The organism is Pseudoclavibacter soli DSM 23366, from assembly GCF_000423505.1.
GTDB classification, from domain to species: Bacteria; Actinomycetota; Actinomycetes; order Actinomycetales; family Microbacteriaceae; genus Pseudoclavibacter_A; species Pseudoclavibacter_A soli.
Genome location: NZ_AUIC01000007.1, coordinates 1 through 25,035, shown reverse-complemented (window position 1 = coordinate 25,035; position 25,035 = coordinate 1). Strand labels below are relative to the sequence as shown.

At 63.3% G+C, this 25,035-nt stretch carries 23 protein-coding genes; 4 read left to right on the top strand and 19 right to left on the bottom strand.

The genetic code is table 11. The features are described from left to right. Position 1 precedes the first annotated feature (1 nt). From G557_RS0107025 to G557_RS0106960, 14 genes are all read right to left on the bottom strand, one after another. A complete protein-coding gene (locus G557_RS0107025; protein ID WP_028245490.1) occupies positions 2-478 on the bottom strand; it encodes a prepilin-type N-terminal cleavage/methylation domain-containing protein in 477 nt (158 codons plus the stop codon). Further along, on the bottom strand, positions 478-924 hold the full coding sequence (locus G557_RS0107020; protein ID WP_028245489.1) for a hypothetical protein: 447 nt from the start codon (positions 922-924) through the stop codon (positions 478-480). The genes G557_RS0107025 and G557_RS0107020 overlap by 1 nt, the downstream gene beginning before the upstream one ends. Positions 925-986: 62 nt before the next feature. Continuing rightward, a complete protein-coding gene (locus G557_RS13420; protein WP_051224817.1) occupies positions 987-1,439 on the bottom strand; it encodes a prepilin-type N-terminal cleavage/methylation domain-containing protein in 453 nt (150 codons plus the stop codon). Between the two features lie 63 nt (positions 1,440-1,502). Next, complete coding sequence (locus G557_RS13415) at positions 1,503-2,060, bottom strand: RuvC family protein (RefSeq protein WP_051224815.1); 558 nt, start codon at positions 2,058-2,060, stop codon at positions 1,503-1,505. After that, a complete protein-coding gene (locus tag G557_RS0107005) occupies positions 2,057-5,104 on the bottom strand; it encodes a hypothetical protein (protein ID WP_028245488.1) in 3,048 nt (1,015 codons plus the stop codon). The genes G557_RS13415 and G557_RS0107005 overlap by 4 nt, the downstream gene beginning before the upstream one ends. Before the next feature lie 9 nt (positions 5,105-5,113). Beyond that, on the bottom strand, positions 5,114-6,160 hold the full coding sequence (locus G557_RS14130) for an ArdC family protein (protein WP_169337759.1): 1,047 nt from the start codon (positions 6,158-6,160) through the stop codon (positions 5,114-5,116). Between the two features lie 19 nt (positions 6,161-6,179). Next, complete coding sequence (locus tag G557_RS14125; RefSeq protein WP_169337758.1) at positions 6,180-6,977, bottom strand: endonuclease/exonuclease/phosphatase family protein; 798 nt, start codon at positions 6,975-6,977, stop codon at positions 6,180-6,182. 21 nt (positions 6,978-6,998) lie between these two features. Next, positions 6,999-7,247 carry a hypothetical protein gene (locus G557_RS0106990; protein WP_028245486.1) on the bottom strand — a complete coding sequence of 83 codons (249 nt, stop codon included), beginning with the start codon at positions 7,245-7,247 and terminating at the stop codon, positions 6,999-7,001. A 257-nt stretch (positions 7,248-7,504) separates the two neighbouring features. Continuing rightward, positions 7,505-8,272 carry a hypothetical protein gene (locus G557_RS0106985; protein WP_028245485.1) on the bottom strand — a complete coding sequence of 256 codons (768 nt, stop codon included), beginning with the start codon at positions 8,270-8,272 and terminating at the stop codon, positions 7,505-7,507. Positions 8,273-8,313: 41 nt separating this feature from the next. Continuing rightward, the gene (locus tag G557_RS0106980; protein ID WP_028245484.1) at positions 8,314-8,787 is read right to left on the bottom strand and encodes a hypothetical protein; all 474 of its coding nucleotides are present in this window, start codon (positions 8,785-8,787) and stop codon (positions 8,314-8,316) included. 134 nt (positions 8,788-8,921) lie between these two features. After that, positions 8,922-10,997: an Ig-like domain-containing protein gene (locus G557_RS0106975; protein WP_028245483.1), complete on the bottom strand. Its 2,076-nt coding sequence runs from the start codon at positions 10,995-10,997 to the stop codon at positions 8,922-8,924. A gap of 40 nt (positions 10,998-11,037) precedes the next feature. After that, complete coding sequence (locus G557_RS0106970) at positions 11,038-12,603, bottom strand: cutinase family protein (protein WP_028245482.1); 1,566 nt, start codon at positions 12,601-12,603, stop codon at positions 11,038-11,040. A 48-nt stretch (positions 12,604-12,651) separates the two neighbouring features. Further along, a complete protein-coding gene (locus G557_RS0106965) occupies positions 12,652-14,388 on the bottom strand; it encodes a P-loop NTPase family protein (protein WP_028245481.1) in 1,737 nt (578 codons plus the stop codon). Beyond that, entirely contained in the window at positions 14,388-15,299 is a 912-nt protein-coding gene (locus G557_RS0106960) for a hypothetical protein (RefSeq protein WP_028245480.1), read from the bottom strand. The genes G557_RS0106965 and G557_RS0106960 overlap by 1 nt, the downstream gene beginning before the upstream one ends. 37 nt (positions 15,300-15,336) lie before the next feature. On the opposite strand from G557_RS0106960, the gene G557_RS0106955 reads away from it, so the two are divergent. Then, complete coding sequence (locus G557_RS0106955; protein ID WP_028245479.1) at positions 15,337-15,648, top strand: hypothetical protein; 312 nt, start codon at positions 15,337-15,339, stop codon at positions 15,646-15,648. 7 nt (positions 15,649-15,655) lie between these two features. Here G557_RS0106955 and G557_RS12255 read toward each other — a convergent pair whose 3' ends face one another. From G557_RS12255 to G557_RS0106925, 5 genes are all read right to left on the bottom strand, one after another. After that, positions 15,656-15,928, bottom strand: a complete 273-nt coding sequence (locus G557_RS12255) for a glutaredoxin domain-containing protein (RefSeq protein WP_051224810.1) — start codon at positions 15,926-15,928, stop codon at positions 15,656-15,658. Between the two features lie 52 nt (positions 15,929-15,980). Beyond that, complete coding sequence (locus tag G557_RS0106945) at positions 15,981-16,556, bottom strand: DUF2637 domain-containing protein (protein WP_028245478.1); 576 nt, start codon at positions 16,554-16,556, stop codon at positions 15,981-15,983. After that, positions 16,553-21,133, bottom strand: a complete 4,581-nt coding sequence (locus tag G557_RS12250; RefSeq protein WP_051224808.1) for a helicase-related protein — start codon at positions 21,131-21,133, stop codon at positions 16,553-16,555. The genes G557_RS0106945 and G557_RS12250 overlap by 4 nt, the downstream gene beginning before the upstream one ends. A gap of 13 nt (positions 21,134-21,146) precedes the next feature. Continuing rightward, positions 21,147-21,869 carry a S8/S53 family peptidase gene (locus tag G557_RS0106935; RefSeq protein WP_028245477.1) on the bottom strand — a complete coding sequence of 241 codons (723 nt, stop codon included), beginning with the start codon at positions 21,867-21,869 and terminating at the stop codon, positions 21,147-21,149. A 613-nt stretch (positions 21,870-22,482) separates the two neighbouring features. After that, complete coding sequence (locus tag G557_RS0106925; RefSeq protein WP_028245475.1) at positions 22,483-22,773, bottom strand: hypothetical protein; 291 nt, start codon at positions 22,771-22,773, stop codon at positions 22,483-22,485. Positions 22,774-22,875: 102 nt separating this feature from the next. Here G557_RS0106925 and G557_RS0106920 point away from each other — a divergent pair, with 102 nt between their 5' ends. The 3 genes from G557_RS0106920 to G557_RS13410 all read left to right on the top strand — a co-directional run. Then, on the top strand, positions 22,876-23,403 hold the full coding sequence (locus G557_RS0106920) for a hypothetical protein (RefSeq protein ID WP_028245474.1): 528 nt from the start codon (positions 22,876-22,878) through the stop codon (positions 23,401-23,403). 11 nt (positions 23,404-23,414) lie between these two features. Further along, the gene (locus G557_RS12245) at positions 23,415-23,747 is read left to right on the top strand and encodes a nucleotidyltransferase family protein (protein ID WP_169337757.1); all 333 of its coding nucleotides are present in this window, start codon (positions 23,415-23,417) and stop codon (positions 23,745-23,747) included. A 752-nt stretch (positions 23,748-24,499) separates the two neighbouring features. Beyond that, a partial coding sequence (locus tag G557_RS13410) for a transposase (RefSeq protein ID WP_156877122.1) occupies positions 24,500-25,035 on the top strand: 536 nt, incomplete at its 3' end.

Genomic DNA, 25,035 nt, shown 5'->3' with positions numbered 1-25,035 from the left:
CCTAGAATGTGCCGCAGGTCGACGTGCTCAGGTAGCTTTCGACGGTCGTGCATTTGAACGTACCGGTCTTGCTGGTGTACCACCAGTAACGACCGGATGAGGCCTGCGCTTTCAGCACCCACGTGTCGTAGGACTTGAACGGTGAATATGAAGCGGTTGACGATACGACGTAGAGGCTGCTGCTGCGTGCAGAGCCGACATAGGCAAAGTCAACACGCGCTCCTGAATCATCGGTCCACAAGGAGCGCTTGTCATACTGAATTTGCGCGGGGGTGTAATCGTCGAGCGATCGAGTGGCCGTGGCTGATTGGAGATGCTCGCTGGCGGTCTGCAGTGCAGCTTTTGCAGTGGTATCGCTTCGATAGATCCGGAACCCCAAATATGATCCGATACTGACTGCAAGCAGGATGAGTGTGATCGAGACAGTGACGATCAGCTCAACCAAAGTGAACCCGGCATCGGGGCTTCGTTTGCGCATCACTCAGTGATCTCCTCGGTCTCCAGCTCCGAGCCACTTGCGTCCATACTCAATGCAGCGGTCGAGCTGGAAACATCGCCGGGGTCGCTGAAGTCACCACCAGCATCAACGGTGCGGCACGTACTCTCTAGGCAGGCGGTGAGCTCCCACACCTCGAGATTCATGACCTGCGATTCGCCAGGCTGGGCAGACCATGTCAGCCCGGTGTCTAGGGAGCCGCTATAGTCCGCGAGCACCTCATTGACGGAAAGATATCGATCGTTGTTGTCCTCCTGCGCCTGCCGGACAGTGTCAGAGGCCTGCGACAACGCAGACTCAAGACGCGCAGTGTGCTCGGCGATTTCGCCCGAATGCTGCAGGGACACGGCTGCGCCGACCACTCCCGCAGCTGCGAGCACGGTCGCGCCGACAACGAGGAGTCGTCGCCTGCCAACGGTGTGTGTCATGTTTCCTTCCTCAGGTCGGAGAGTGGTGGCGGATGCCCCTCATGCACCCGCCGCCAGTCACGTCAGCTCACCTTGGTGATCTCACCTTTTTCGTTGACCGTGTACTTGTAGAGAATGGTGCTGCCGTCGACAGTGAAGCCGGCGGTCAAGGTGTAGGCCGTTGCGCTCACCCCGGACGCCTCAATGAACACAACGTGCCCTTTGCCTGCGGCGCTCGCAGTGGTCTTGTAACCAGCGTCACTGATCGCGGCGTTGATCATGCTGGTCGAGACCGTGTTGTCCAGAGCCTTGGTTGCGATGTTGTTCTGCACCGATTGCAGCGCCGACTGCACGGTTGAGCGGCGGGCGTTTTCCTGCTGGCTCAGATAAATCGGGATGGCAACTGCCGCGAGGATGAGCAGGACCACGACGACCACGAGCAACTCCACGAGAGTGAAACCGGTCTCGCCGTTGGCGCGCTTGATCTGATAGTTGTGGACGCGGTTTGCAAGCCCGCTGTGAGTCTTCTCCAACATGGTGGTTGCCTTTCGTTTTCTGGGCGCTTCCCAGTTCCACTGCAGGCTTATGCGGAGGGGCGATCAGACGCCCCAGAACGGTCCGGTTTTCGTCAGGAATGTGGTGTAGGCCTGCTGTCTGGCCTGAGAGAGCTCGCCATCAACAGGAGAGCCGGCGAGCCTGGAAGCCACACATGCGAGGCCGAGCGCATCGGCGACATTGTTGTTGTTGACGTCGACGTCTGGGAACCTTCGCACAGTGGCAGCGATCATCGCGTCCTTCGTGGAGGTGCCCTTGCCAGTGACGTATTTCTTCAGTGTCGCGGGCGCGAGCTCGGCTACGGCCACACCGCGAGTTCGAAGTCCTGTCACCACCAGCCACCACAACCCAGAACGGTCATGGGCATGACCACCCGAGCTGTTGTACGACGGAGACTCCACCAAAGCGGCCAGCGGTGAGCCGACCCAGTCGAGGATTTCACCTGCCAGCGTTTCGATCCGAGTCCGACGCTCATCCAGCGAGGCGTCCCTCTTACCTTCGGCACCGAACAGCCCAACCTCTATGCCGTCTGCGCCGATGCGCGCCAGTCCGGTGCCGGTCAGGCTCAGATCAATGCCGACAACCTCAGTGCTGATGCTCACGCCTGATCCCCCTCGAGAATTTCGTCCAGCGACAGCGGCACGCCCCAGATCCGCACGTTGGGAGTCCGTCGAATCTGCACGGACACGCGTCCGGTACGTTCCAGCGTCGACTGGTAGTGAGGGTGCACGAGGTGCTCGGCATACAATGTCCGGAACATCGTGGAGCCGTCGCTGCCATGACCGATTGTCGGGTCAAACTTCAGAGCCAGCCCCGAGGTCGGTTTCTGCATGATCACGGCAAGCCGCTCCCCTTCCCCGTCCGGGGCTTCCGTCACCACACCGATCATGTATCGGCCACGTGGCCGCCACTCCCCCTCCGGTGTCTTCTGCCACCCCAGCTGGGCATTGCCGGCGTCCGCTGCGCCACCAAGCGGTGGAGTGCCGTCACCGGCCGCGGAGTCCAGATAGGCGTCGCCGGAGATGAGCATGCCACGGATCGCCTCCACGAGCGTCTGACCGGGCGAACGACGCTGCTGTCCGAGTGCGTTATCAGCCACCAGATTGCCCAGCTGCTCGAACAAGCCCCCCTTGGTATAGGCGGAGACCGCCTCGTACTCACGTTCCAATCCGCCGACGGCGTCACACAGCGAGAGCATCGCCTGCAGGCCGAGCGCAAGGTCGGCGCCGATCTTCGCCTTACGAGCGACGTTGGAATTGTTCACCCCGCGCTCCTGCATCAGCACACGGTAGTCGGACTCTAAGTCGGTACGCAGCTCACGCTCGTCACGCACCATCTTGGCCCACTCCCCGGGACCGGCTGTGATCGCTTGGATGAATTGCACCAGAGCACCGGCGATCAGCGCGGGTGCATCATCCTCGTCACGGAATGTGGAGACCCGCTCCACCAGATTGCCGTCAGATCCGTTGGACAGCGACCCCTCTCCAAAGGTCACTTCCAACGTGCGGTCGCGGACACTGCGCAGCTGGGCATTATTCTCAGCGGTGAGCACCAGAAGCGCTCGCGGGGTGCGAGTCTTAGCCAGTCCTCCGCTGCCGTTTCCACGCTGACGTGACGCGGCGTTGTGGATGGCGCGGATCATGTCGGCGATCTTTGACGCCTGCTCTTCGGCTTTGCGCCGGTCGAGTGTGGGTGCGATGTCGTCGACGATCCAGAGGTTGGCTTTGGATACTGCGATCTCTGTCGCGTAGGCTGTCGCGTTCGCACCCGCCGGAAGGCTGTTGTTGTCGAACAGCCCGGGAGAGGACTGGTGGAAGCTGGCGATCGCCGCAGCCGTCCACGACTTCCCTTTCCCGGGAGGGCCTTGAAGGTAGACGACCGAATGTGTGCGCAACGGCAGATAGGGGCGCAGACCGGCTGCCAGCACGACGGCCGCTGTGCCGGGGTCTGCCCAGACGCCGCTGAAGACATAAGAGTCGAACATGCGCCTGATCGCGTCCCGAACTTCGGATTTCCAGTCCTCGGTGAGTGGCTCCCCGGCAGGCAGTCGGACACCGAAGCGGCTCGCTGCGGGTAGATCGGTCTCGGTGACGGCGGACACGACTGCCTCTCGCGTCTGCCGGTCGGGCGCGATGACTTGTCCAGATCCCGCAATGAATGCGCAGGTGTCACTGTCCGGAACCGGCACCCATCCGAGCGTGTCCCACGCAGTCAGCGTCTGTCGCTCGTCGGCTCGGTGTGACTTCACCGCGTTCAACCAATCACGACCATCTTTGCCGGGTGGAAATTGGGGGATGTCGAAGACATCGACGGGAAGATCCACGTTCGCAGAAGCCCTCCCCCAGTCCTTGGGCTCTTGGTACGCGACGACGGATGCCGGACCTTCGATCCGGGTGCTTCTGGGCTCCCCAGTGAACTGGTCGACCCAGCCGATCTCGACGACCGCAGTCATCTTCAGCTCCGGGCTGTCCTTGGGCGTCCAGCCCTTCTCGTAGACGCCGGATTCGATCTCTGTCTGGGTGGGGCTGCGCGTGGAGACGACTTGCGCCAGTCGACCGCCGAATGGGAATTTGGTCTCCCAACGCAGGTCACCGGAACCGGAGCCGAATTCGTTGCGCACTTCGTGGCAGACCTGCGTGGAGGTGCCGGCAGGATGTTCGTCGGTGGCACCGGCGATCCGCCATGCGCCCTCACGTGCGACGACGGAGTCCTTCGGGCGCTCCGGGAGGATACTGTCGAGATTCTGGTAGGCGATCAACGCCGACCAGTCCGTGTAGCGGGCAAGGGCGTCGTCGATGCCGAGCTTGCCTTTGCCGCCGGCGGCGACATCAGCGAGGTTGGCCTCCTCGAGACTCAGATACTGCACCCGTGCGCCGCGGTCGGTGAGGAAGGTGGTCAGCCGGTCCAGTTGCGTCCAGACGTTGATGTTCGTCGCTGCGTCCGCGTCGAAACCCAAGATGACGTTGGCATCCTTCGTGGGGATGGCGCTGAACTCCAACGCGTTGCGATGCCAGTTGCCGACGCCGACAAGAGCGAGAATGAGCGTGCGATCTTGAACGGGGATCGCGTCCATCACCTCCGTCAGTTTCGAACGGGCTACACTCGGCTGATCTGATTCGGCCAGCGCGGCTTTATCGACGCCAGCCGCTGCGAGCATGCCAGTCACCGCTGCATCAGCTTTCAACAGTCCCTCGGTGATCAGGATGTTCGCCACACCACCGGGCTCGAACCACGACTTCGGCGTGGCGGGGTGAACATCAATAATGGAGGGGTCTCCCAACCGCATCTCATACTTGGCGATGTGCCCGTCACCGAACGCACGCGGACGCGTCGGTCGATACTGCAGAGCATCGAAGCTGGCCTCGATACCGTGAGACTGTGCCTCGAGCACCCGGTCCACACGGAACCACGGCATCACCATCGCCCCCGTGTCGTTGACGACCTGTGCCAGCTGACGAACGACTTTCGTATTGCCCGCTCCCATGTGGTGGTCCTTGGCGAAGCCTTTGACTGCAGGCTCCTGAAGCCAGCTGTAGCCGCGTGCGGCGGCGACCAGCGGTGCCACTGCTGAGTCTGCCAGTTTCAGGGCGCCGGAGTCTGTGACATTCGGGGCGTACTGTTCCGGGGCGTATGACGGGTTGCTCATGCGACAGGGCTATGCGCTGCGCCCCGGGATCTTGTCCAGCAGGTATTTCGCGGCGCGGCCAGCATCGTGAAGCGCCTGCTGGACTTCGGCCTCGGCATCTTTGCTCCCGCGCGCATCTGACCAGCTTTTCAGGTAAGCGGCGGTCTGAGCCGGCTCATAACCGACCTGTGTCTCCGATGAGATCAGGAACGAGGACAGCTCTGCGACAAGCTCTTCGCCAGCGTAGTCGTGGTCGCCGAAGCTCTTGCCGTGCACACGATTGAGCCGAGACGGATGCCCGGTCCAGTGCGAGAGTTCATGAAAGGCGGTCGAGTAATACGAGCTGGCGTCGGGGAACTGCTCGCGCGTCGGAAGCGTGATCTCGTCGGTGGAAGGCCGGTAGAAGGCCCTGTCTTGGCTGACGTGGTGAATAACCGCACCAGATGAGTCGATGACCGACTGGCCAACACGGTCGTCCTCCCATGCGCGCTCTGTAGGTGCGGCGTCAGCGGGGGTTGCCTTCTCTGGGAGGCCGTCAACTTGGGCGATGTTGAACACAGTGGCCGTGGACGCGAATACACCTGTCATCGGTTTTCCGTGGTCGTCCAGCATTGGAGAACCGTCTTTGTCGCGGCGCTCAAAGGTCTTGTAGATCAGGATGCGAGTGCCGTGCTCGCCTTTGCGTACTTGTCCGCCGAGTTTCTTCGCCTGGTTGAAGGTCATCCACTGGTTCGATGGGTAGCCTGCTCGCGTCGCCGAGATCATCAGCCACAGCGTGTTCTGTCCGCTGTATGGGCGCCCCGTCGCAGCATTCGACGGGCGATAGGCCGACAGCTCCCCCGGCGCCCACGGGCGCTGCCATGGTGCGGTACCCTCGCGCATGGCCGATAGGAGCTCGCGTGCGACCAGGGCCTTATGCTCGTCCGCCTTCGTCAGCTTCTTCTCGGGCAAGGCGCTGCCTGCCTCGGCATCGAGACTTACCTCGGCGCTGCTCTGATGCTTGATGTCGAAGCTGCCGGGGGTGCCACGGCCTGGTGCTCTCCCCCGGTCACGTCCTCGCACTCGTGTTGTTGTCATGCAGTCGGATGTGCGCTGCTCAGCCGAGCAGGAGAACGTCAGCGCCCACGCCGTAGTGGTCGGAGATGCCGCGCCCGTCGGGGATGGTGGAGTCCGCGAAGCGGAATGTGCGGGTGAATGCGCCGTTGACGCCATATCGCCACCCGTCGACGAGCAGGTGGTCGATTGTGCGGTCCGGCATATCGTATGGGCGGACAATCCCCACTCGGCGAGACTGTTCCTCAGCCCATCCGCCATCCGTTCGAGTAGTGGCGAAGGGTTCACGACCACTCCACGCGGATGTCCACGCCGCATCCGCCCCGTCGACGTTGTCGAGGCCAGTGAGAAAGCGCATCGTCCGCGATGAGGGTTCCGCGTTGAAGTCCCCGCCGAGGAATACCGGGCGTTCTCCACGTAGCGGTTCGAGCCACCGACTGATGCGCACTGCTTCTGCAACTCGCTCGCTCTCCCGGCCAAGCCCCCACGCGAGGTGAACACTTGCCCAGATTCCATGGTCTGTGGCGACAACAGGCGCGATAGCGGGGAAATCCACAGGTGTGGATCGAAGAACAACGTGCTCGCCGTCACGTGTGGCCACAGCCTGCAGATCACCTGCACCTGTCAGCTGCGGGCCGGCTGAGATCTGCCACCCGGCCAAGCCATGGCGAAGGCTTTCGAGGGCATGCCGAGTCACCTCTTGCAACAGGAGGACGCGTATATTGGCCGCATCGAGCTCCCACGACAGCGCCTGTACCCGTTCGTCGATGCACTCGTCGAAGTGCAGGAGGTTCAGAGTTCCGATTCTGAGAATCGATTCGCGAGCGTGTGTGGCGGCCATATCAGCCATGTGGGCTGCGGCTCAATAGATCGCGTCCTCTGCTGCCGACGATTCCGGTTCGTAGGCCTCGCCCTCTTCGAAGTGCTCGCCGACGACGACGTCGACTGCTGCACGGAGGATCTCGAATGCGCGCTCTGCGATGTCTTCTCTGTCCTCTGCTGGAATGTGGTCGAGCTGCTGTGAGCTGAGCAGCTCACTGATGTCGACCGGCCGTTGCAGGGTCTCGAGTGCGGTCAGCGCGGCGAGGGCTTCTTTGAGCTGTTCATCCATGGTCTCTCCCGAATACGACGGTCATGACACACTTGTATGCGGTCATGGACGAACAAGCGCACCTGTTCCGCATAGGTATACGTTGGAGGGCCTCGTCCGCTTCTTGTTCAGACCCATGAGTTCGAGCTGGCGTGGCCCTCCCCCCCCCCCTTTTTTTTACGGGGCCGATCGGTTTCGATGGACACAAGCCATGCGCACCTGTGCAGACGGAAACACCCCGGGCTGCAAAGCTCCGGGGTGTTTCTGTGCTGTCGAGATCAGTCACCCAACAGGGGCGATGGAGAGCCGAGCCGAAGGTTGTTGGATACGCTCGGCTCATGTTGACCACGTTCTGGCAGGCGCGCCAGCCATTCGTCAAGTGATTCCTTCTCGGGGTCGAAGGCGATGGTCTGCGGCGCTGGTTCGCTCGTTGGTGCGACCTCATCCTCGACTGACCCTGCAGCGGGCTCCTCCAGTGTCAACGGGGTCGGCTCGGGGACGACGGGGATGACCTCGGTCGGCAGATCCCAGTCAAGTGGCTCTTCCGTGATGGGGGTCTGCTCGGCGGGTGCATCGGGGACGCCCGCCTCGGGCGTGGGCAGCTCTGGCAACAGCGACGCAATCGACTGCGCGGGTTCGCGAATGACCGCTTCGGCAGGAAGCGCCTCCACCGGGGGAAGGATCGACCCAGGGGCGGGTGCGTCTTCCAACGGGGCAGCTGCGACAGGCTCGGCCAGCTGTCGATCTGGACCGTAGAACTGTTCTCCATGAAGCAGCGCATTCACAGCCTGGGCGAAGACGAAGTCACGCAGGTCGTCGCCGCTGGCGCCGAACGGGACTGTGTAGGGGCCGCCTGCGACGACATCGACACGAAGGGTGTCACCCCTCAGCAGCACGCCGGTGACTTGCCTGCCATCAATGACGGTGAAGTCATCCAGCCAGACGACGTTGCCGTCACGGATGGTATAGGCCTGCTGCGGCTGCAGCAAACCTGCGGCGGCATCGGCGATGAGTGCGGCAAGAGTCGCTTCGGTGCTGGTGGTCATGATCCTCCTCAAGGGCTTCTCACCAGCCCTATGCGGAGGACTTATTCCGCGGTCGTGTACGAGAACTCTGATGCTGCACCAAGCGTGGTCAGCAGAGACGTCTCGGTGCTTGGGTCGATCCAGATGATTCGTCCGGTCGGCGGTTCGTCATCGCTGTACGGTTCGTAGGTAGTGGTCACCTGAATGAGGTCGATCGGCCCGTCATATTCGCCGGAGACAGGCTCGCTCTTGCCTGTGGTGAGGAATAGGCGGTCGTCCTCCCCGAGCGACTCCAAACCCTCATCGGCGGCGAGTCCGAGCAGCAGCAGCGACTGTACGGTCGCGGCATGCTCCTCTGCGAAGTCGACTCGCGCCTCGAGCGCGGCCACATCGTCCAGTGCGAGGTAGTCAACCGGCAGCAGCGCGTCGACCAGTTCAGTAGTCGTGTCTGCCTGCAGTACTTGGCCGTCACTGAGGGTGACGCGGTGGGGTCGGACGGTGGTTGCTTCGGCTTCGGTATCGAAGTGCTCGAACATGATGTTCCTCTCGTGAGCTTGTTAGCTAGTCTTACACAATGTCACTCTGGCACACTGTGCACCCACCTTGTGCGCGGACACGAAAAAACCGGCAGATGCGCTCGTTCACGCACCTGCCGGCATCTCCGTCAAGGTCAATGACGTCCGAGAATGCGGCGGACGATGAGCGCCGCTCCGCCAAGCAGCGCGGCCGCCCCTGCAGCCACTGCAGCCCACAGTAGCCCTGAACTGGCGCCGGTCACCGCGAGCTCGCCATCCGTGACCGCAGTGGTGTCTGTGGTGGAGGACGAGCTGCCATCGCTGGTCTGCTGAGTACTGTCAGTGCTCGGACCGTCGGTTTCACCGGCGTCAGCGTTACCGACAGTCACAGTGACCGAGGCGGCGGCTGAGTCGACGCCCTCGATCGTCTGGACTGCCGAAATGGAGTGAGTACCATCAGCCAGTGTCGTGCTGATCGGAAGTGACCAGGTGCCGTCTTCACCCACAGTGGTCTCAGACGAGTGCCCGTCGATACTCACGGTGACCGTTGCGCCGGGCTCACCAGTACCAGTGACGCTCGTTGGCGGCTTCCCCGACTCATACTGCGCGTCAGACATGGGGCTGGAGATCGTCGGGGCGGCCGGCGCTACGGCGATCTCAGCACTCGTCTCGGCGGAGGTGACACCGTTCTGGGTCTGGGTGAGCTTCAGCGTGTGCTTCCCGTAGCCGAGTTCCGCAGGTGCCGTCCATGTGCCGTCGGAGCCGACGGTGGTGGAGGCCGTCACGTCACCCATAATGGTGACGGTCGCTCCGGGGACGCCGGTACCTGAGATCTCAGTGAGGCCGCCGACGACGGCTGCCGGCGTAGTCACCACCGGCACACCGAGGTCGACGGCAATCTTCTTGGTCACCGAGTCCGAGGTACTGAACCCACTGGCCGCCTTCAGCGTCAGCGTGTAGTCACCGGGCGTGGCGGGTGCTTTGACCGACCACGCGCCGGACGAATCAACCGTGGCCGTTTGTGTGTCAACACCACTTCCAGACACAGTCACCGTCGTGCCAGCCTGGCCTGTCCCGCTCAAAGTCGCACCAGTACCGACATGCCCGCCGTCAGCAACCGAGGTCAGTTCCGGTGCATCCACGATCACCGCGACAGTGTAACCGCCGGTGTAGCCGATAGAGTCGACCAATGAGGCAACCCACGAGATCTCAACACCATCGGTCGTCTCTCCGCCGCCAGAGAGTACGCCGACTGCAGCATTACCCTGCACGACCGAACCGCCCGAATCCCCGTGATCAGAGACCGCAGTCGTTGCAAACCCACGAACATAGTGTCCACTGACCTGAATCCAGCCATCGGTCAGATAGGTGCCGTCGGAATTCTGCAGTACCTTGCCCGTTGTCACACCCGAAGTGCGTCCGGAACGGGTCACCGTCTTGCTCGGATCGACCGATGCCACCGAGCGCACTTCCGTGGCGCTCGCGGACAGATCCCCGGAGCTGGCGGTCGTCCAGTCAGTGACCAGCGCTCGAGGCGTCACCTCCTGGTTGGTGATGTTCACTGTGGCGATGTCCAGTGAGTCCACTGCTCCGTTCTGCCCGGTCGTGTTGCCGGGGCCGCCGTACTGGACGAAGGATGCAGTACCGATCGCGTCGATCGGGTTCCAGTAGCCGCTAGTGTCGCCCGCGGCGGCTTCCTGCTTCGGGTCTGTGCGGTAGACGCTCGCACCCTTTGCCGCGTCAGACAGGCAGTGCCCTGCGGTGATGATGGCTGGAGCGCCCGTTTTCGACCATGCCGCGAAACCTGTTGAGCAGGTGTATCCACCTGTGCTGGTTTTATAGCCGATACCCGCGCCGCCGACAAGGTCGTTGGCCGAATACGCGGAGATCTCGCCGTCGAGCTGGAGGACCTGAATGTCCGCACCGGAGGCATTGCGGTTGTCGATGGCGTCGAGCAGCTGCGCGGATGAGGCGTCTGCGGTGTCGACGAAGGCGACTGTGCGACCGGCAGAGTCTGTTCCGGCACCTTCAAGCGCTGACGCCCCGGCTGTGTCGCCTGCTGCAGTGACCTCGGAGATCAACCCCTGAGCGCTGATAGATGGGCTTTCGTCGGCGACTGCTGTGGTGAACCCGAAGGCACCAGTGGCACCGACGAGCGTGGCGGTGACGGAGGCGAGGGCGAGCCCCCTAGCGATTGTGGCACCTTTACGAGGTGCGGTCTGTGTGGACATGGCTCCTTTCGGGTGACAGATCTTCTGGTACAGACATGGACTATGCGCGTGTGCGCCGACGAGCGAACACAAAGCCCGCGCCCGCAGCGGCGAGGGCGGCGGCACCGGCGGCGGCGACCCCGTCGAGGTCTGCGCCGGTGCGTGCGAGTTCCCCTGTTTGCGGTTGCGTTGTCGCGACGGTGTCAACGGTGGTCGCCGGAGTGCTGTCGTCGATGATGGCATCGTCATCACCGTCGAGGGCCTCGGGAAGATCGGGTGTGGTCTCCCCCGGCTCGGTGGGAGTCACCACAGGGGGCTCTGCAGCGTTTTCCGTCACGTTCACAGAGAAGCTGTCGTGGCGACCGTCGTCAGTGACCAGCACAAGGTCGTAGGTGCCGGCTGCGAGGCCGGACAGATCAATTTGCACACCTGAGGCGAGCTCGCTCGTCTGCCATGACCCGTAGACACCCTTGACCAGACTGGTGACGCCCTGCTGGAGACGGACAGCCGCTCGCGTGGTGTCATCCGCGCTGACATCGGCCGTAAGCGTGCCGTTTGTGCAGGTCGCGCTGATCTCGGTGGCGCTGTCTCCCATGTTCGGGTAGGAGTGTTCGTCTGCGTATGCAGTGACGTGAACAGGGATCTCCGTGCCGTCGACCGTCACCTTGTGGTCGCCAGCGCTGAGGTCCAACAGCCCGGCGGAGGCGGTGAACTCTTGCGCTGTCGCACCGTCCACGGAAACCTCGTGCGTGGTAGACAAGCTGCCGAACCTGATCGGCACACTGGCCTTGTCCGTGGCAATGCCAGCCACCGCTGGTGCGACGCTTGCCTCAGTGCTCGCCCCTGCCGCATCCTGAATGTCCTGCACGATCTCGGAGACCTCGGTGGTATCCGTGGCGTAGTTGGTGTGCTCGGCCACATCGGTGATGACAGAGGTGATGCCGCGTCGCCAGTCGTGGTCGGAGATCGGATCGGTCTCATGCGAGTACGACGCTGAGACCGTGGAATCGTCCAGACCCGAATCGTCGGTCGACCACCAGCGGACGATGCCCTCGCGTTCGGCTTCGCTGCCAGACTCCTGGTAGGGGTCGCCGAGCACCACAGCTCCAGTGACCACATCTGGACGCAGCTGCGCGAGCGTGCGAGCGGCCATCGCGCCCTGTGAGTAGCCGAGGGCAACCACCTTTGTGCTCGGGCAGGCGGCCACGAGCGCATCCAGCTGCTCGGAGGCAGAGGCGGCACCTGCATTCGCCGATTCGATCAGCCGCGGCATGATGGACGCGGTGTCATTGAAGTCAATGCTGGTGGCATTGATGGCGATGGCCTCATAGCCGGCCTTCGCAGCATCATCCCAGCCGACACCGATGACGTTCGAGTTGTCGCCGTCGGCTCGCAGACCGGAGATCACCCGGTTGAGCGTCGCACCCTCCCATCCGTTCGTCTCGGTGGCACTCCCGTCGACCTGTTTCTCACCAGAGCCGCGGAAGGCGACAATGGTGGTGTCAGTGCAGGTTGATGTCGTCAGCGCATCCGCCTCGTCGGCAGCGAATGCGGTGACGGTTGGCGTGGTAATCAGGGCGGCGGCGGCGAGGGTGGCAGCGAGGGTGCGTGGAACGAATCGGCTCATACTAGGCACATATGCGTAGGTGCCGAACAGGAGCTGAAAACCGTGCTCTCAGCCACCGAGCGCATGCCGGGCGGCGTTAGCTCGGGCGAACCCGGTCAGCGGTTTACCCGTTTCCGGGTCGAGTTCCCATTCCTCGGGTGCGCTCTGTTTGGCGCCGAAGCGTTTCGTCGGCTCCGGCAGTGTGGCTGCGGGCTCGCCGTCTTCGTCGAGACCGTCGTCCAGGCGCGGCACATACCGGTCGATCTGGGCTGCAGTCGGCTCAGGCGTGTGATTGCGCTGGACACCGAGAGCACTGAGCGCCTTCAGATAGGTGTCCGTGGACGCGAAGAAACTCTTGAACACGCAGGGCACCTGCCCCTCAAGCTCAGCGACACCGACACCGCGGGACTGGCCTTTATCGGCACTGATCCACTCTGGGATGTGCGGGGCAGCATCAGGATCGTTGAGCGCGTGCCCCCGGGCTGCCTTCGACGGTTTCGCCCCCTGCAGTACGCGGTTGGCGAGGTTGGTCTTCAGCGGTACCGAGATGCCGGTGTTCGCCTGAGCCATCTGGGTGGCCAGAATGATGCGGATGCCGACAAAGCGCAGCTCGGCGGGGATCTTTGCCGTGACCATCTTCAACAGGTCCGTTTCCATCGCGTGCTGCTCAGCTTCCACACGTTCTGGGTGATCTTTCGGCAGCGCCTTGGGGATCGGGTCAGAGGCGAACAGGCCAGTTACCTCATCCATGATGACGAGAATCAGCGGGTTCTCGGCTCGGACCGGAGCCGGCAGCTCCTGCCATTTCTGCACACCGTGCTCAGCGAGCAGGGCCGCCCGCCGCTCCCCCTCCGCGTAGACAAGTTTCAGCGCGGTCAGGCTGGAGGCCTTCGACGCGCAGCCGAAGCCGTTCTCGCGTACGTACGGCTTCACCCATTCGTAGTCGATTGCCTTGTGCGGCACGTCGACGACGACGAGTTCCCAGCCGCGCTGGAGCGCACCGAAGATGAGTGCGTTGACCGTGACGCTCTTACCGGAGCCGGCGGTACCTGAGACCAGTGCGCCCGGGGTCGCGTCGAAGTCGAAGTCCAGTCGAGTGTTCGGTTCCCCGGGGCCGCCGAGGCGCATGCCCAGTGGAAGTTGGAGGGAATCCTCAAGACTCTTCGGACGCAGATGTCCAAGGTCTGGGTACGGGTAAGCCTTGTCGAAGGCGGGCAGCTCAGCGGGGATGATCTGTGCGGTGAGCTTCGCCGGCTGCGTGCGGACAAACCAGCCTGGACGCCCGACAACAGTGGTGGCCACTTCGTCGAGCTTGTCGTCGTGTTTGGATGGGGTGTACGTCGGAGGCAGCTCGATGTCGAACCCGCCTGAGGACTTGGCGAACACCTGAACATCCCATGGCTTGCAGCCGAGTGCGTTGGCGATTGCATCCCGGCATCGGACCTCTTCAGGAGCCATTTTCGTGACGGTGGCCTGCAGCAGATAGGGGTCGAAGCGGGTCATCTGGAAACCGGGATATGTGTCGGCGTAGCTGGCGGCGTACTTGTCAGCCTCAGCTGGCTTCGTCCCGCGGGGCAGGCCGATGACTTTCATCGGGCGTGACCGCACCGTGGACTCACTGACCTCACTGACTGCTGCTTGCCTGATCGCGGTGACGGTGTGCTCTTCGACCGAGATTGACTGCAGCTCCCAGTCGGGACCGAACACCGACGAGTGTTTCACCCATTGTCCGAGACGGTCACTGTGTGCCGCCATATCGAACTCCGCTGGGAGCCGGGCGACCTTACGCTCGATTCGTGTGGCCATTACTCGGCTTCCAGTGCGGGCTGAGCTGCGGTGCCCGGCATCGACTGGTCGATCAGGTGTGTGTAAATGTCGGCCGCAGGTTGGGTGGTGTCTCTGATCTCTTCGAAGACATGAACGAAGAACGCCCACGGACCGCCCGCGGCGGCGACCTGTGCAAGCTGGTATTTCGGCCATGTCGGCACGGAGGTGCGCAATACCGCTTCGAGCACAGCTAATGAGGTAGGCTTGCCCGCTTCGAGGGTCGGCAGGTCTGCGAACACGCGCTGGCTGACCGCGATCACCCACTCGGCCGCCGAAACGAGGTCACGTGTGCTGTCCGCATTTGCCTGCACACTGGCCAGTAGTTCAAGGATGTCGTCGGCGGCGAGATGCCATGCGACCGCGGGGTAGATGGGCTCCAGCTGGTCGGCCAGATCAGCGGCAACAGAGGCATTCGCTTGGGGGTATAGCAGGTCTGGCAGACTGGTTAGAAGTTCGTCGGGCTCACCGAGAAGGTGGCGTGCTGCTCGCTCATATGTGGCCGCCTCCTCGGAATCAAGGCCCACCACGGCGAGTGCGTCCAACCATTCGCCCTGCTCGGGCTGATACAGGCCGTTGAGCGTCGTCTCGAGCGCGTTGCGCAGCAGCCAGTGATCCGGGGTTTCCCCATCGAGACGCGTGGCGAGTCGTTCTGGACGCCACAGCCACGGCAGCCAGAGGGCGTCGATGACGAGGTCCTCGCTGAGGATGCCCCCGGAAACCGGCAGCGGAAGCGCGAGCATGGGCGACTCCGCTGTCGCGTCGCGGCTGATGCCCGTCTGCTCGGTGAAGTCATCCCAGTGTTTTACGAGAGCAGCTGACCCGCCGGGCAGGATCAGCTGTTCGCCCTCTTCAAGGATGAATGGGAAGAACTGGTAGACAGGTTCGCTCATACCGGACACCTATGCGGAGCAGCGCACATGTTCCGGTATGACGACCTTTGACCAGCACGGCAACCTCCATGGCAGCGGCGGACGTTTCGCCCTGCAGCACAAGACGCCGGCCGACGTGAGCCTCGACGCAGCGGTGACTCACCTCAGTGGAGACGACGCCGATCTGGTGTGTGCTGGAGCGGACACCTTGGAGCTCAGCAGCGCACCGGATGGATGGAAAGCACATGCGAGCTTCGAGTTTCTGGGCGATGTCCAACTGGCGGACGGATCGACGGTGACCCCACACACAGACGTGCGCCTGAACCATCCCGATCTGGAGACGGCCCGGCGCACGTTTGAAGGCGATTGATCCTCGTTCAGGCGACTGCTAGAGCGGGCGTGCCCGGTGTGTTTGGCCCGCCAGCTGACAGCGCCTTGATGAGATCTGGTCGGAATCCTGACCAGTTTTCCCCTGTCTCAGTGACCACTACCGGCGCCTGCGAGTAGCCGAGGGTCTGAGTCACATAGGCGTGAGCGGTGGGATCCTCAGAGATGTCGACCATGCGGTAAGCCACCTGTTCACGAGCCAGCACCTTTGCAGTCAACTTGCACTGCGAGCACCCTGGGGTGCTGTAGACGGTCACGGTCATCTGATCCTCCTCAAATGTCATCTGTGCTCACGGATGTGAGCTGCCAGACGAACTATGCGAGGGATTGTTCGGCTCGAGCCGCGTGCTCTCGATACCGCTCTGACTCTGCCTGCGCGGACTGGCTGTTGACCACCTCGGCGTGTGCCGCGGCCAGCGCCCGAGTCAGCTCGTCGACACTGCCGGCAACCTGTTCGGCATCCGGTGCGCGCTGTGGTTTCGCCAGCAGTGCGCCCAGCGCCTCAGTGGTCAGCAGCACCAGCACCGGCGCCATGGCAGACAGGCACGAGCCGACCACACCCTCGAGCGTGTCCAGCCCCCGAATGGAGACCACGTGCAGGAAGTTCGCGGCGGCCGAGACGACAGTGAGGGCATACCCGGCGAGACTGAACAGCCAGTAGCTCTCCGCCCGTGAACGTCTGGCGAGCCCACCCATGGTGAACACCACAATGGGCAGATCGATCATCAGAGGCATCAGCCACAGCATCCCGCCGGGAAGCTCGGCCCACACACCCACGAACGTCAACCCATTCCAACTGACCAGAGTGGCGGCCAGCGCGGTCAGAACCACACCCACATTGACCAGCCGGTAGACCAGCCGGTTATCAGCGCTCGATCGAATCTCGCTCATGCTGCCACCTTTATTTTCTCCGGGGCGCCCACCGCCGGTTCGTTCGGAATCTCGGCAGGTGCGGCAGCCGCTTCCAGCGCGCGTTCCACCGCTGCGAGATCACGAACACACTGGTCAAGCTGAACCTGCTGGGCGAACACGAAGTTCTCAGCCGCACGTGCCCGCTCATCAGACTGTGCGAGGGCACCAGCTGAACGTGCATGCAGGGTCTCGATTGCCTCGGCATCGACCGACCGCGTCACCCATGCGTCGAAGATCCGTCGTGCGGAGGTGGCCGCACGTTCGGCATCCGATCCGCGAGAGGTGAATGTGCCGATCTCCAGTGTGATCGACCCGATGCGCGTCCTCATCGTTACGGGTGCGCCCGGGACGGGGCGGGAGAGGTCGACGCTGATGCCGCGAACGGTCGCACTCGCGTACCCGGCGTTATATTCGAACATCCTCCGCAGCGCCCATACGAAGCGCTCACGCTCGGCGCGGGGATCCTCGGGCGCCGGCTGGATGCGCCGCAGAAGCGTCTCATATGCGCGAGCTTCAGTGCCGAGTCGTTTCGCTTCGGACGCAAGTGCACCCGACTCCTTGCGAGCCCTCGCTGCACCTTGAGACTGCACCGCGCGCAGCACCTGAAGTCGACGAACCTCAGAGCGGAGCCGGGCATGCTCCAGCAGCATCGGATTGCCGGTGGCGATCGCCTTGACCTGAGAGAATGTGAGCACCGCCTCGGCAATGTCCTCGACCTCACGCTGGCCGGATGAGGCACTCATCAGCTGGGCGATGAACCGGGCTTTCCGTTCCAGCGTCTGGAAGCTGTACGAGTCAAAAGTGCCACGGGCGACATACCGATAGATCTCAACATGGTCGTTGAGGTTGCCCGGGCGCAGTGCACGCCCCTCCCTCTGGGTGATGTCAGACGGGCGCCACGGCGGGTCCATATGATGCACAGCCACCAAGCGATCCTGGATGTTTGTCCCCGTCCCCATCTTCTCTGTGGAGCCGATCAACACAGCAACATCGCCGTCCCGACACTGCTGGAACAGGGCATCCCGCTGACGCCCAGTGCGCGCATCGTGAATGAACCTGATCTGCTCGGCCGGCACACCGGCGGCAACCAGTCCTGATCGCAGACGCCCGTACGTCTGGTCGCCGCGGTCACCGGGAGTGCCGAGATCGCAGAAGACCACCTGCAGTGCACCGGGCTTGACTCTACTGCCGTAGACGCGCTCGCGAGTGTCCGACCAGATGCGGGCGATGCGCTCGACCGCTGCATCGACTTTCGGGCTCACATCGGCCAGACCGACTAGCTGAGGATCCAGTGCAACCTTGCGACCGTCATTGCACACCAACAGCATGTTGTCGTCGGCAGGATCGACCGACCCGCTGTGGATCTTCTCCGAACGCTCGGCCAGTTCTCGCACGAACGTATCCTGCTCGTCGGTGGGGTCGACCTCCACAGTGGTCTCGGTATGATCCGGACGAGCGAGACCGATCTGCTCCGGGGTGAGCACATCGGCGACGTCGGCGAACATGCCCATCAGCTCGGGCAGGTTCTGAATGACTGCGGGGCGTCGCTGCAGCCGGAAGCTCGAACCGTCCGGTGAGACCTCGACCTGCGATTCGAAGCGCACGAACGTCGCCGCCCACGCCGGGAAGTTGGCAACCTCGGCACGAACCAGACGATCTGGCTGGAGCAGGCGTTGCCAGACGAACGTCTCCACGATCGAATTCGACCACGGCGTGCCAGTCATCAGAGCCACCACCGGGCGGTCGCCGCGACGGCTGGCCAGCCACTCGATCTTGCGCTGCAGATCCCAAGCGCGCTTGGACGATCCGGAGGCGAACCCCTGATCCCGGCCGGCATCGACGTCAAGGCGTTTGAACATGTGCGCCTCGTCGATGGTGATGTGGTCGACGCCGAGCTGGTCGAACATCACCTGCTGCGCGTCGGCGACACCGTCGGAGAGTTTCCGGGCTTTCGTGCGAAAACGGCGAATCGCCTTCTCCTCACGTTTGACATTGACTCGCCCGGCAGCGTAGACGCGATCCATCGCCTGATCGCACTGCAGCTGAGTGACCCTCTCATCTGCTGCGGCAGATAGGGGCAGGGACGAGAACGCCTGATGCGTCATGATGACCGCGTCCCAGTCACCGGTGGCGCAGCGGGCGGCGAACAGCCTGCGGCGATCAGCGCTCAGGTCCTCTTTGGTCGCAACGAGGAAGCGTCCGGTCGGATACAGCTGATGGGCCTCACGGGCGTACTGCTCCAGCAGGTGGTTGGGTACGGCGATCAGTGGCTTGCTCGCCAGCCCCAGTTGGCGCAGCGTGACCGCCGCCATGATGGAGGTGCTGGTCTTGCCGGCGCCGACGGGATGCCCGCACAGCACTCGGGGCTGGGAGATCACGCGTTCGACCATGCGGCGCTGGTGATCCCACGGGGTGAAATCTGCGGACATTCCGGGGAAGCTCAGCCATGAGCCGTCAAAGCTTCGAGGTACGAATGAGTTGAAGCGTTCGTTGTAGATGTCCAGGACACGCTCAGCCCGGTCCCCGTCCTCCCACATCCACGTGGTGAACCGAGCCGAGATCGCCTCCATCTGCTCCTCGCAGGCCAGAGTGGCGCGCTGGTCACGCACCTTCAGCGGACGCCCCCACATGTCTTCCGGGTTCGGCACCTCGCGGACGATCACCGGTGACGTGTTGTTCAGCAGATGCTCAAGCAGCTGCTGCGGATCCCGATCATCGGTCCCAAAGTGGATGCGAGCGTCACCGGCGGCCCACCCACCCTCAACACTCCAACGTCCGGTGGTCACCTCCCGGCTGACGTTCGAGCGGGACCCGAACACCTCCGCGGTGAAATCTGAGACGACGCTGGTGGGAACCCATGAGGCGCCCGGACGCACGGTCACATCCAGCTCGGTCAGGCGTGGCGGCACCACCTCACGCAACGCGAGGACATTCGCATGGGCTCCAGCAGCTTCCGCTGCGGCGAGCTTGGTGGCGACGTCCCCGGAGAGGTACTCGTCTGCGGTGACCAGTTCATCGTTGACCGGGTCCCGGAAGACCAGTCCACTCAGCTGCTCCAGTGCCGTCGGCACATCGGTGCCGAGCAGCTCAGCGATGCGATCCAGATCGATTCCCCTGCCCTCACCCCGTGAGATTGCCAGCGCGTCAGCTGGCGTGTCCGCGTGGGTTGCGGGGACAGGCGCGTGGTTGACACGGTGCAGGAGAATCGGCGCTGGGCGAGCCTCACCCGTATCCTGATCGAACACCTCGAGCGCTAGTACCAGTGCGGCGTCAGGGTCACGGCGGAACCCGCCCATGGCTGGGCGGCGCCAGTTCAGCTGTGCCAGTCCTGTCTCAGGGTCGATTCGTCCCTCCGACATGTTGCCTCGCCCCAGTGCACCCCAGCGCGCGACATAGGCTTCATAGGCTTCGCGTGTCTGAGTACGGATGGCCTCTAGGTCTGGGGTATCTGCCGTCTCTGCGTCCAGCAGCCGAATGGCGAGATCACGCAGCTCCACCAGTGCACGCAGCTCTTTCGACTCGCGTACGCCGACAGCGCCGTCGGCGGTGATCTCCACGATGCCGTCGGCGGTGATTTGGAAAGACCCGATTGGACGACCTGCAGCGTCAGCGACCGCGACGGGCGCATCCGGCACATCCGCACTGATACGTGTTCGCGCCGGGGCACGGGAGACCATCTGGAGTGCGTGCCCCAGTGCGGTGTGAATGTCGGTGGCATCGCCGTCAACACGAATGCCGTTATGCCAGCCGGTCCCAGAGACTTTGCCGGCGACCAGCTCCGGATGCGAGTCGAACCAGCCGGTCAGGCGGGAGGCGTCGTCCGTGCCCGGGCGCAGCACCAGAATGTCGGCGACGACATCCGTGCCATCGAAGACGCCGGAGGGTAGGCGCACAGCGGTTTCCAGATACCCGTGTCGGGCAAGGGCGTCGGCGTTCTTGTATGCGTCCAGCATGTGACGGGAGACGACCACAACCATGCGCCCGTCGCGACGCAGCTCTGTCAGCGCGCGGGTGATGAAGTATTGGTGGACGGAGTCGCTGGGCAGGTGTGTCTGCTCGTCCCAGACGCGAGTGTTTGCGAACGGCACATTCCCGATGACCAGATCGTAGCGACCCGGCGCGTGCACCAGCGACTCATATGGGCGCTCGGCGATTACCGCTGCCGGGTTGAGCAGTCGAGCCATGCGCGCGGCCAGCGGATCCGACTCAATGCCGGTCCAGTGGAAGCCAACGGGGTCGGCGGCAATGAACAGACCAGACCCGCACCCGGGCTCCAGCGCTGCGCCACCGTCAATGCCGGTAGCGCTCGCCAGCTCCCAGCAGGCGTCAATGACTGTTTCGGGCGTGTAGAACGAATTGTCGATGTTCTCCGGAGAGAACAGCGCACCGAGCTCACGCATTCGCACCACGTCCGGGGTGGTGTCTTCAAGGTCGTGCATCCGGTCGATCAGCGGAGCCACCGGCCCCCAACCACGCCAGCCACGAACGATACGAGCATCAGGATGCGGCGTGCTCATCTGTTCGAGTGCGTCGAGGTATGGGGTGAACCTACTCATGATGCTCCTTGTGTCAGTTCGTTTCTGCTGTGTCTGCAGGAGACTGTGCGCGGGGCGCTAGAAGCGACGCCGTTGCCGGGTTGATCGCAGACCCGACCGCGGCTGCGGCCAGCACACAGGATGCGTCTGCCCTGTTGGCAGCGATCAGCCCGGCCACCACCGGGGCGGCGAAAGAGGTGCCGTCTCGGAGCCCGGGCATCCACCGCATTCCGAGAACGGGCATGCCGACACCTTGAGCGGAGACGTCGATGTCCGGGTCGTCGGCAGCCAACTGATCGGGAACCACCCCGGATGCGTCGACTGCCTGGACACCGATCACACCGGGGAGGTCGAACAGCCAGGACGCGGACGACACACTGGTCTGGGGGCGAGCGGCAACGATCGTTGCGCCGCGCAGCTGGGCAGCGATCACAGCGGCATCAAGCTCCGGAGATCGGCCTACAGAAGACGTCACCACGATCACGTCCGCGTCGGCAGACTCGTTGACGGCCTGCGCAAATGCACGTGTCCGGTCGGTGCTGCAGGCGATGGTGCCGTCCAGGCGGGCAGTGCCGACAGGGTGAGCTTCGATGCGCGCGTCCGGGGCAATCGATGAGACGATCCGGGCAACACTGGTGGCATGCCACGCGAGTACACCGTCGTCGGTGTCTGCATCACCGCCACAGGTGTTCGGCCAGATTTGATCTATGTGGGTGCGAGCGCTGGACACCGCAGTGTCGACGATCGCGACCGTCACCCCCGCCCCTGTAGCGCCGGTATCATGCATCTGCGCGAGCCCCCGCGCCCACGACGCATCCACCGTCAGTAACACTGTGTCGGCGGGAGCGGATGCTGATCCGCTCAGCAGACATGACAGCGCACAGGCGATCGCGCAGCAGAGCGTTCGGGGGCGGGGCACACCTGAGCGCTATGCGTGCGTTCAGGCGGCGCGATGTGCCTCGCCCGGGGTCTCCAAGATTCGATAGTGCAGCCTGCCGACGTGCAGCCAGCCGCACGGGCAGCGGTACGGACGCAACAGCTCCCCCGTCTCTTTCCGGAGCCTTTCGCAGGCCAGCTGAGCATCGCGGTCGGTCATATACACGCGTTTGTCCGGACGGCGGCAAGCCATGCCGATAGCTCGCTGCTTCTTCGTCCACTCCCGATGCTTCACACCGCAGGCGGGGCTGTGATACGAGGGTGGCAGATTCACCCTCGGGTGCCCGGTGGCCCGCCACTTGAACCAGCATCCGCACCCCTCACAGTGAATGCTCAGCAGCATGCCCTCGCTGACGAGGTCGTAGAACCCCTGTCGGCGCGGATTGTGTCGATTGCCCATTGTCTACCTCCCGCTCATGCATCGTTGCTACGGGCTATGCGCGTGCGCCCGACGGCTCCATAAACATCGGTAGACCGAGCTCGTTCTGAATACGCTCGGCCTCGGCGAAACCGCCGGCCCAGCGGATGCCCCCGTCGTCGAGCAGGTTGCCGTAGCGCGGCGGGTGGGAGACGGTCAGCACTGCCGCCGACAGCTGATCCCACCACTGGCGGTCGTGCTCGCTGACTGCCGTGTCCGGGTGCAGGTGGCGGACGGCCTCTGCCGCGAGGTGAATCCGTCGGTGCAAATCGCGGTTCTCGTCATGCAGGTAGTCGAGCTCGTCCATATTCCCTCCAGAGACACTTATGCGGCGAGACGGATGTTGGGCTCGGAAACGTTCGATGATAGTCATACTCTCCTGTGTGCGCGGACCGCATAGTCCCCGAATATGGAAGAGCTTGCGCGAGCACTATCGACCGGAGACGGAAACGTCCGCACCGGTCACGACGCCGACCTGGTGCGAACATGGACGGCGGGCGAACTCGAACGCGCCGGAGCCCGGCACATCCGCACCGGCGTGCCGCTGAAGGGGCGCTTCTATACCCGCCGGGTAGATGTGGCCGCCGACAGCCTCGGAGTTCTGTGCACCCGAATAGACCGCAGCCTCGGTAAGAATGTCGGCAACAGGTTGGAGCAGCTGGTGGCCTCTGCCGCGAACCTCGCACCAATGCCTCTCGGTTTCTTGGTCGTCGTGTCCGCACACGAGTGGGAAAGCTCCGGGGCGGCCGCAGATCGACTGCATGCGGGCCTGTCTGCGATGCTGAGTGCTGGCCTCTACACCTCCGGCGGCCTGGTCATCTGGGACGCGGAGAAGAAGCTGTGTCAAACCGCCTCAGGCGAGCTCGACGCGAGCACTCTGGCAGCACGGTTGTGTGGCGGTATAGAATCACGAACGAAGGCAGTGGGACGGGAATGAGGGAGGTAGGGATGGCTGACCGAACGCACGTATCTTCGGTTGTCAGCGCTGCACGGCCATCTGAAGTACTCGAAAGCCATCGTGATGAGATCTTGGAATTCCTGCACGCTCGAGGTTTCAACAACATCCATGTCTTCGGATCCTGCCTGACCGGGCTCGACCGGCCGGGTTCAGACGTGGACCTGTTCGTCGAGGGCGGCAACGGCAGTGGATTCGCCGTCGTTGAAGCAGCGCTCGATCTCTCCGAACGGTATGGAGTGCGGTTCGATCTTCGTTGGGTTTCGCCGGAGCAGATAGCTGGCTCTGGTTTGGAACATGCGTGGGCTGACAGGATGCAGCTTTGACCGAACAGCCACGCGCTGCAAATGGCCGCTGGGGTAGGATCGAGCACTCGCCAGCTGAGATCCAGATTGGGCTGAACGATAACGACAGAGACAAGCTCCTCGGAGACATCCGAACCTTCTGCTGGCAAGCTGGCGAAATCGTCTCCGAGCACCACCGTGAGGGGTGAGCAGGGTGCCCCCGGCTTTAGCCGTGGGGAGGAATGCGTCCGTTGAGGGCCGCCGCATAGTCCTGTGGTGAGAGAGTTTTGGAGGGGCTGGTTTCGGTGAGTCAGCGGGTCAGGATCACGCGGGTGTCGGTGAAGGGCGCGAGCCCGTTCATCGGCCTGTCTGATAACAGTGACCCTGATTCGCAGCGGTTGTATTCGCGTGATCCGGATGAGCTCATGCGGTGGTTGTGCGGTGCGTGGCGGACACGGTTCAACATGCATCGTTCGCGTCGCTGCAGGTACGACAAGGATGGGAATCTCGTTCCCATTGGTGGCGAGCCTGACCTGAGGACCCCGAAGCTGTCGAGGTTGACGCAGTCGTGGACGGCAGCGGTACCAACGGCAGTGTTGGAGAGCCCGGACAGTTTGGAGCGGCAGGATTGGTTCGCTGCCGTCAAGCGGCGTGAGACTTTGAAGCAGCAGGGCAGGGATCCGGGCAGGATGCCCCGGTTCCGGTCTCGGAAGCACTCTCCAGACATCTTCGCGTGTTGGTACAACAACGGTAGGAATGCGCGTTTCCAGCGGGTTGGGCGCAGAAGCGGGATCGTGTTCATCACGGGGCAGAACCCGGGCCAGTACACGGCCTCGGGGAAGCGCGAGAGTTTCGTGATCCGCATCCATGTCAGGCTCTCGGAGCCTGTTCGTGCGTATACGTCCGTGCGGGTGAACTGGGATCGACGAGAGCTCGTGTTCGTCAACGACCCGCAGGCAATCACACGGCAACCGACACACAAGGCTGTCGGCATCGACCGGGGCGTGGCAGTTGCCGTGGCCACCAGTGACGGGGCCATGCTGAGACTGCCGAAGAACGATCTCAAACGCGCAGACCGGTTGGTGCGCATGCATCAGCGTGCCCAGGCCAGAGCGATCAAAGCCTCAGGCAAGACCACCAAGGACTACTACCGTGGACAGGTGTCGAAACGATTCCGTGCCCACGCCAGAGCCATCAGTCGCCTGTCCGGCAAAGCCAGCCGCACGGTCGCCGATCGGCAGCAGAAATGGTCGAACTCCCTCGTGCGCGACTATGACGCGATCTTCATCGAAGACCTCAACATCGCCGGCATGACCAGTAAGACTCGGCC

Bases quoted from the DNA above. Each gene is read 5' to 3' on its own strand.
- G557_RS12255 (WP_051224810.1), bottom strand. From the start codon at position 15,928: ATGACCGTGACCGTCTACAGCACCCCAGGGTGCTCGCAGTGCAAGTTG.
- G557_RS0106980 (WP_028245484.1), bottom strand. From the start codon at position 8,787: ATGTTCGAGCACTTCGATACCGAAGCCGAAGCAACCACCGTCCGACCC.
- G557_RS14125 (WP_169337758.1), bottom strand. From the start codon at position 6,977: ATGGCCGCCACACACGCTCGCGAATCGATTCTCAGAATCGGAACTCTG.
- G557_RS0106960 (WP_028245480.1), bottom strand. From the start codon at position 15,299: ATGAGCGAACCTGTCTACCAGTTCTTCCCATTCATCCTTGAAGAGGGC.
- G557_RS0106945 (WP_028245478.1), bottom strand. From the start codon at position 16,556: ATGAGCGAGATTCGATCGAGCGCTGATAACCGGCTGGTCTACCGGCTG.
- G557_RS0106985 (WP_028245485.1), bottom strand. From the start codon at position 8,272: ATGACCACCAGCACCGAAGCGACTCTTGCCGCACTCATCGCCGATGCC.
- G557_RS0106975 (WP_028245483.1), bottom strand. From the start codon at position 10,997: ATGTCCACACAGACCGCACCTCGTAAAGGTGCCACAATCGCTAGGGGG.
- G557_RS0106955 (WP_028245479.1), top strand. From the start codon at position 15,337: ATGACGACCTTTGACCAGCACGGCAACCTCCATGGCAGCGGCGGACGT.
- G557_RS14130 (WP_169337759.1), bottom strand. From the start codon at position 6,160: ATGACAACAACACGAGTGCGAGGACGTGACCGGGGGAGAGCACCAGGC.
- G557_RS0106925 (WP_028245475.1), bottom strand. From the start codon at position 22,773: ATGGACGAGCTCGACTACCTGCATGACGAGAACCGCGATTTGCACCGA.
- G557_RS0106970 (WP_028245482.1), bottom strand. From the start codon at position 12,603: ATGAGCCGATTCGTTCCACGCACCCTCGCTGCCACCCTCGCCGCCGCC.
- G557_RS0106920 (WP_028245474.1), top strand. From the start codon at position 22,876: ATGGAAGAGCTTGCGCGAGCACTATCGACCGGAGACGGAAACGTCCGC.
- G557_RS0107020 (WP_028245489.1), bottom strand. From the start codon at position 924: ATGACACACACCGTTGGCAGGCGACGACTCCTCGTTGTCGGCGCGACC.
- G557_RS13420 (WP_051224817.1), bottom strand. From the start codon at position 1,439: ATGTTGGAGAAGACTCACAGCGGGCTTGCAAACCGCGTCCACAACTAT.
- G557_RS0107025 (WP_028245490.1), bottom strand. From the start codon at position 478: ATGCGCAAACGAAGCCCCGATGCCGGGTTCACTTTGGTTGAGCTGATC.
- G557_RS0106990 (WP_028245486.1), bottom strand. From the start codon at position 7,247: ATGGATGAACAGCTCAAAGAAGCCCTCGCCGCGCTGACCGCACTCGAG.
- G557_RS0107005 (WP_028245488.1), bottom strand. From the start codon at position 5,104: ATGAGCAACCCGTCATACGCCCCGGAACAGTACGCCCCGAATGTCACA.
- G557_RS12250 (WP_051224808.1), bottom strand. From the start codon at position 21,133: ATGAGTAGGTTCACCCCATACCTCGACGCACTCGAACAGATGAGCACG.
- G557_RS12245 (WP_169337757.1), top strand. From the start codon at position 23,415: ATGGCTGACCGAACGCACGTATCTTCGGTTGTCAGCGCTGCACGGCCA.
- G557_RS0106965 (WP_028245481.1), bottom strand. From the start codon at position 14,388: ATGGCCACACGAATCGAGCGTAAGGTCGCCCGGCTCCCAGCGGAGTTC.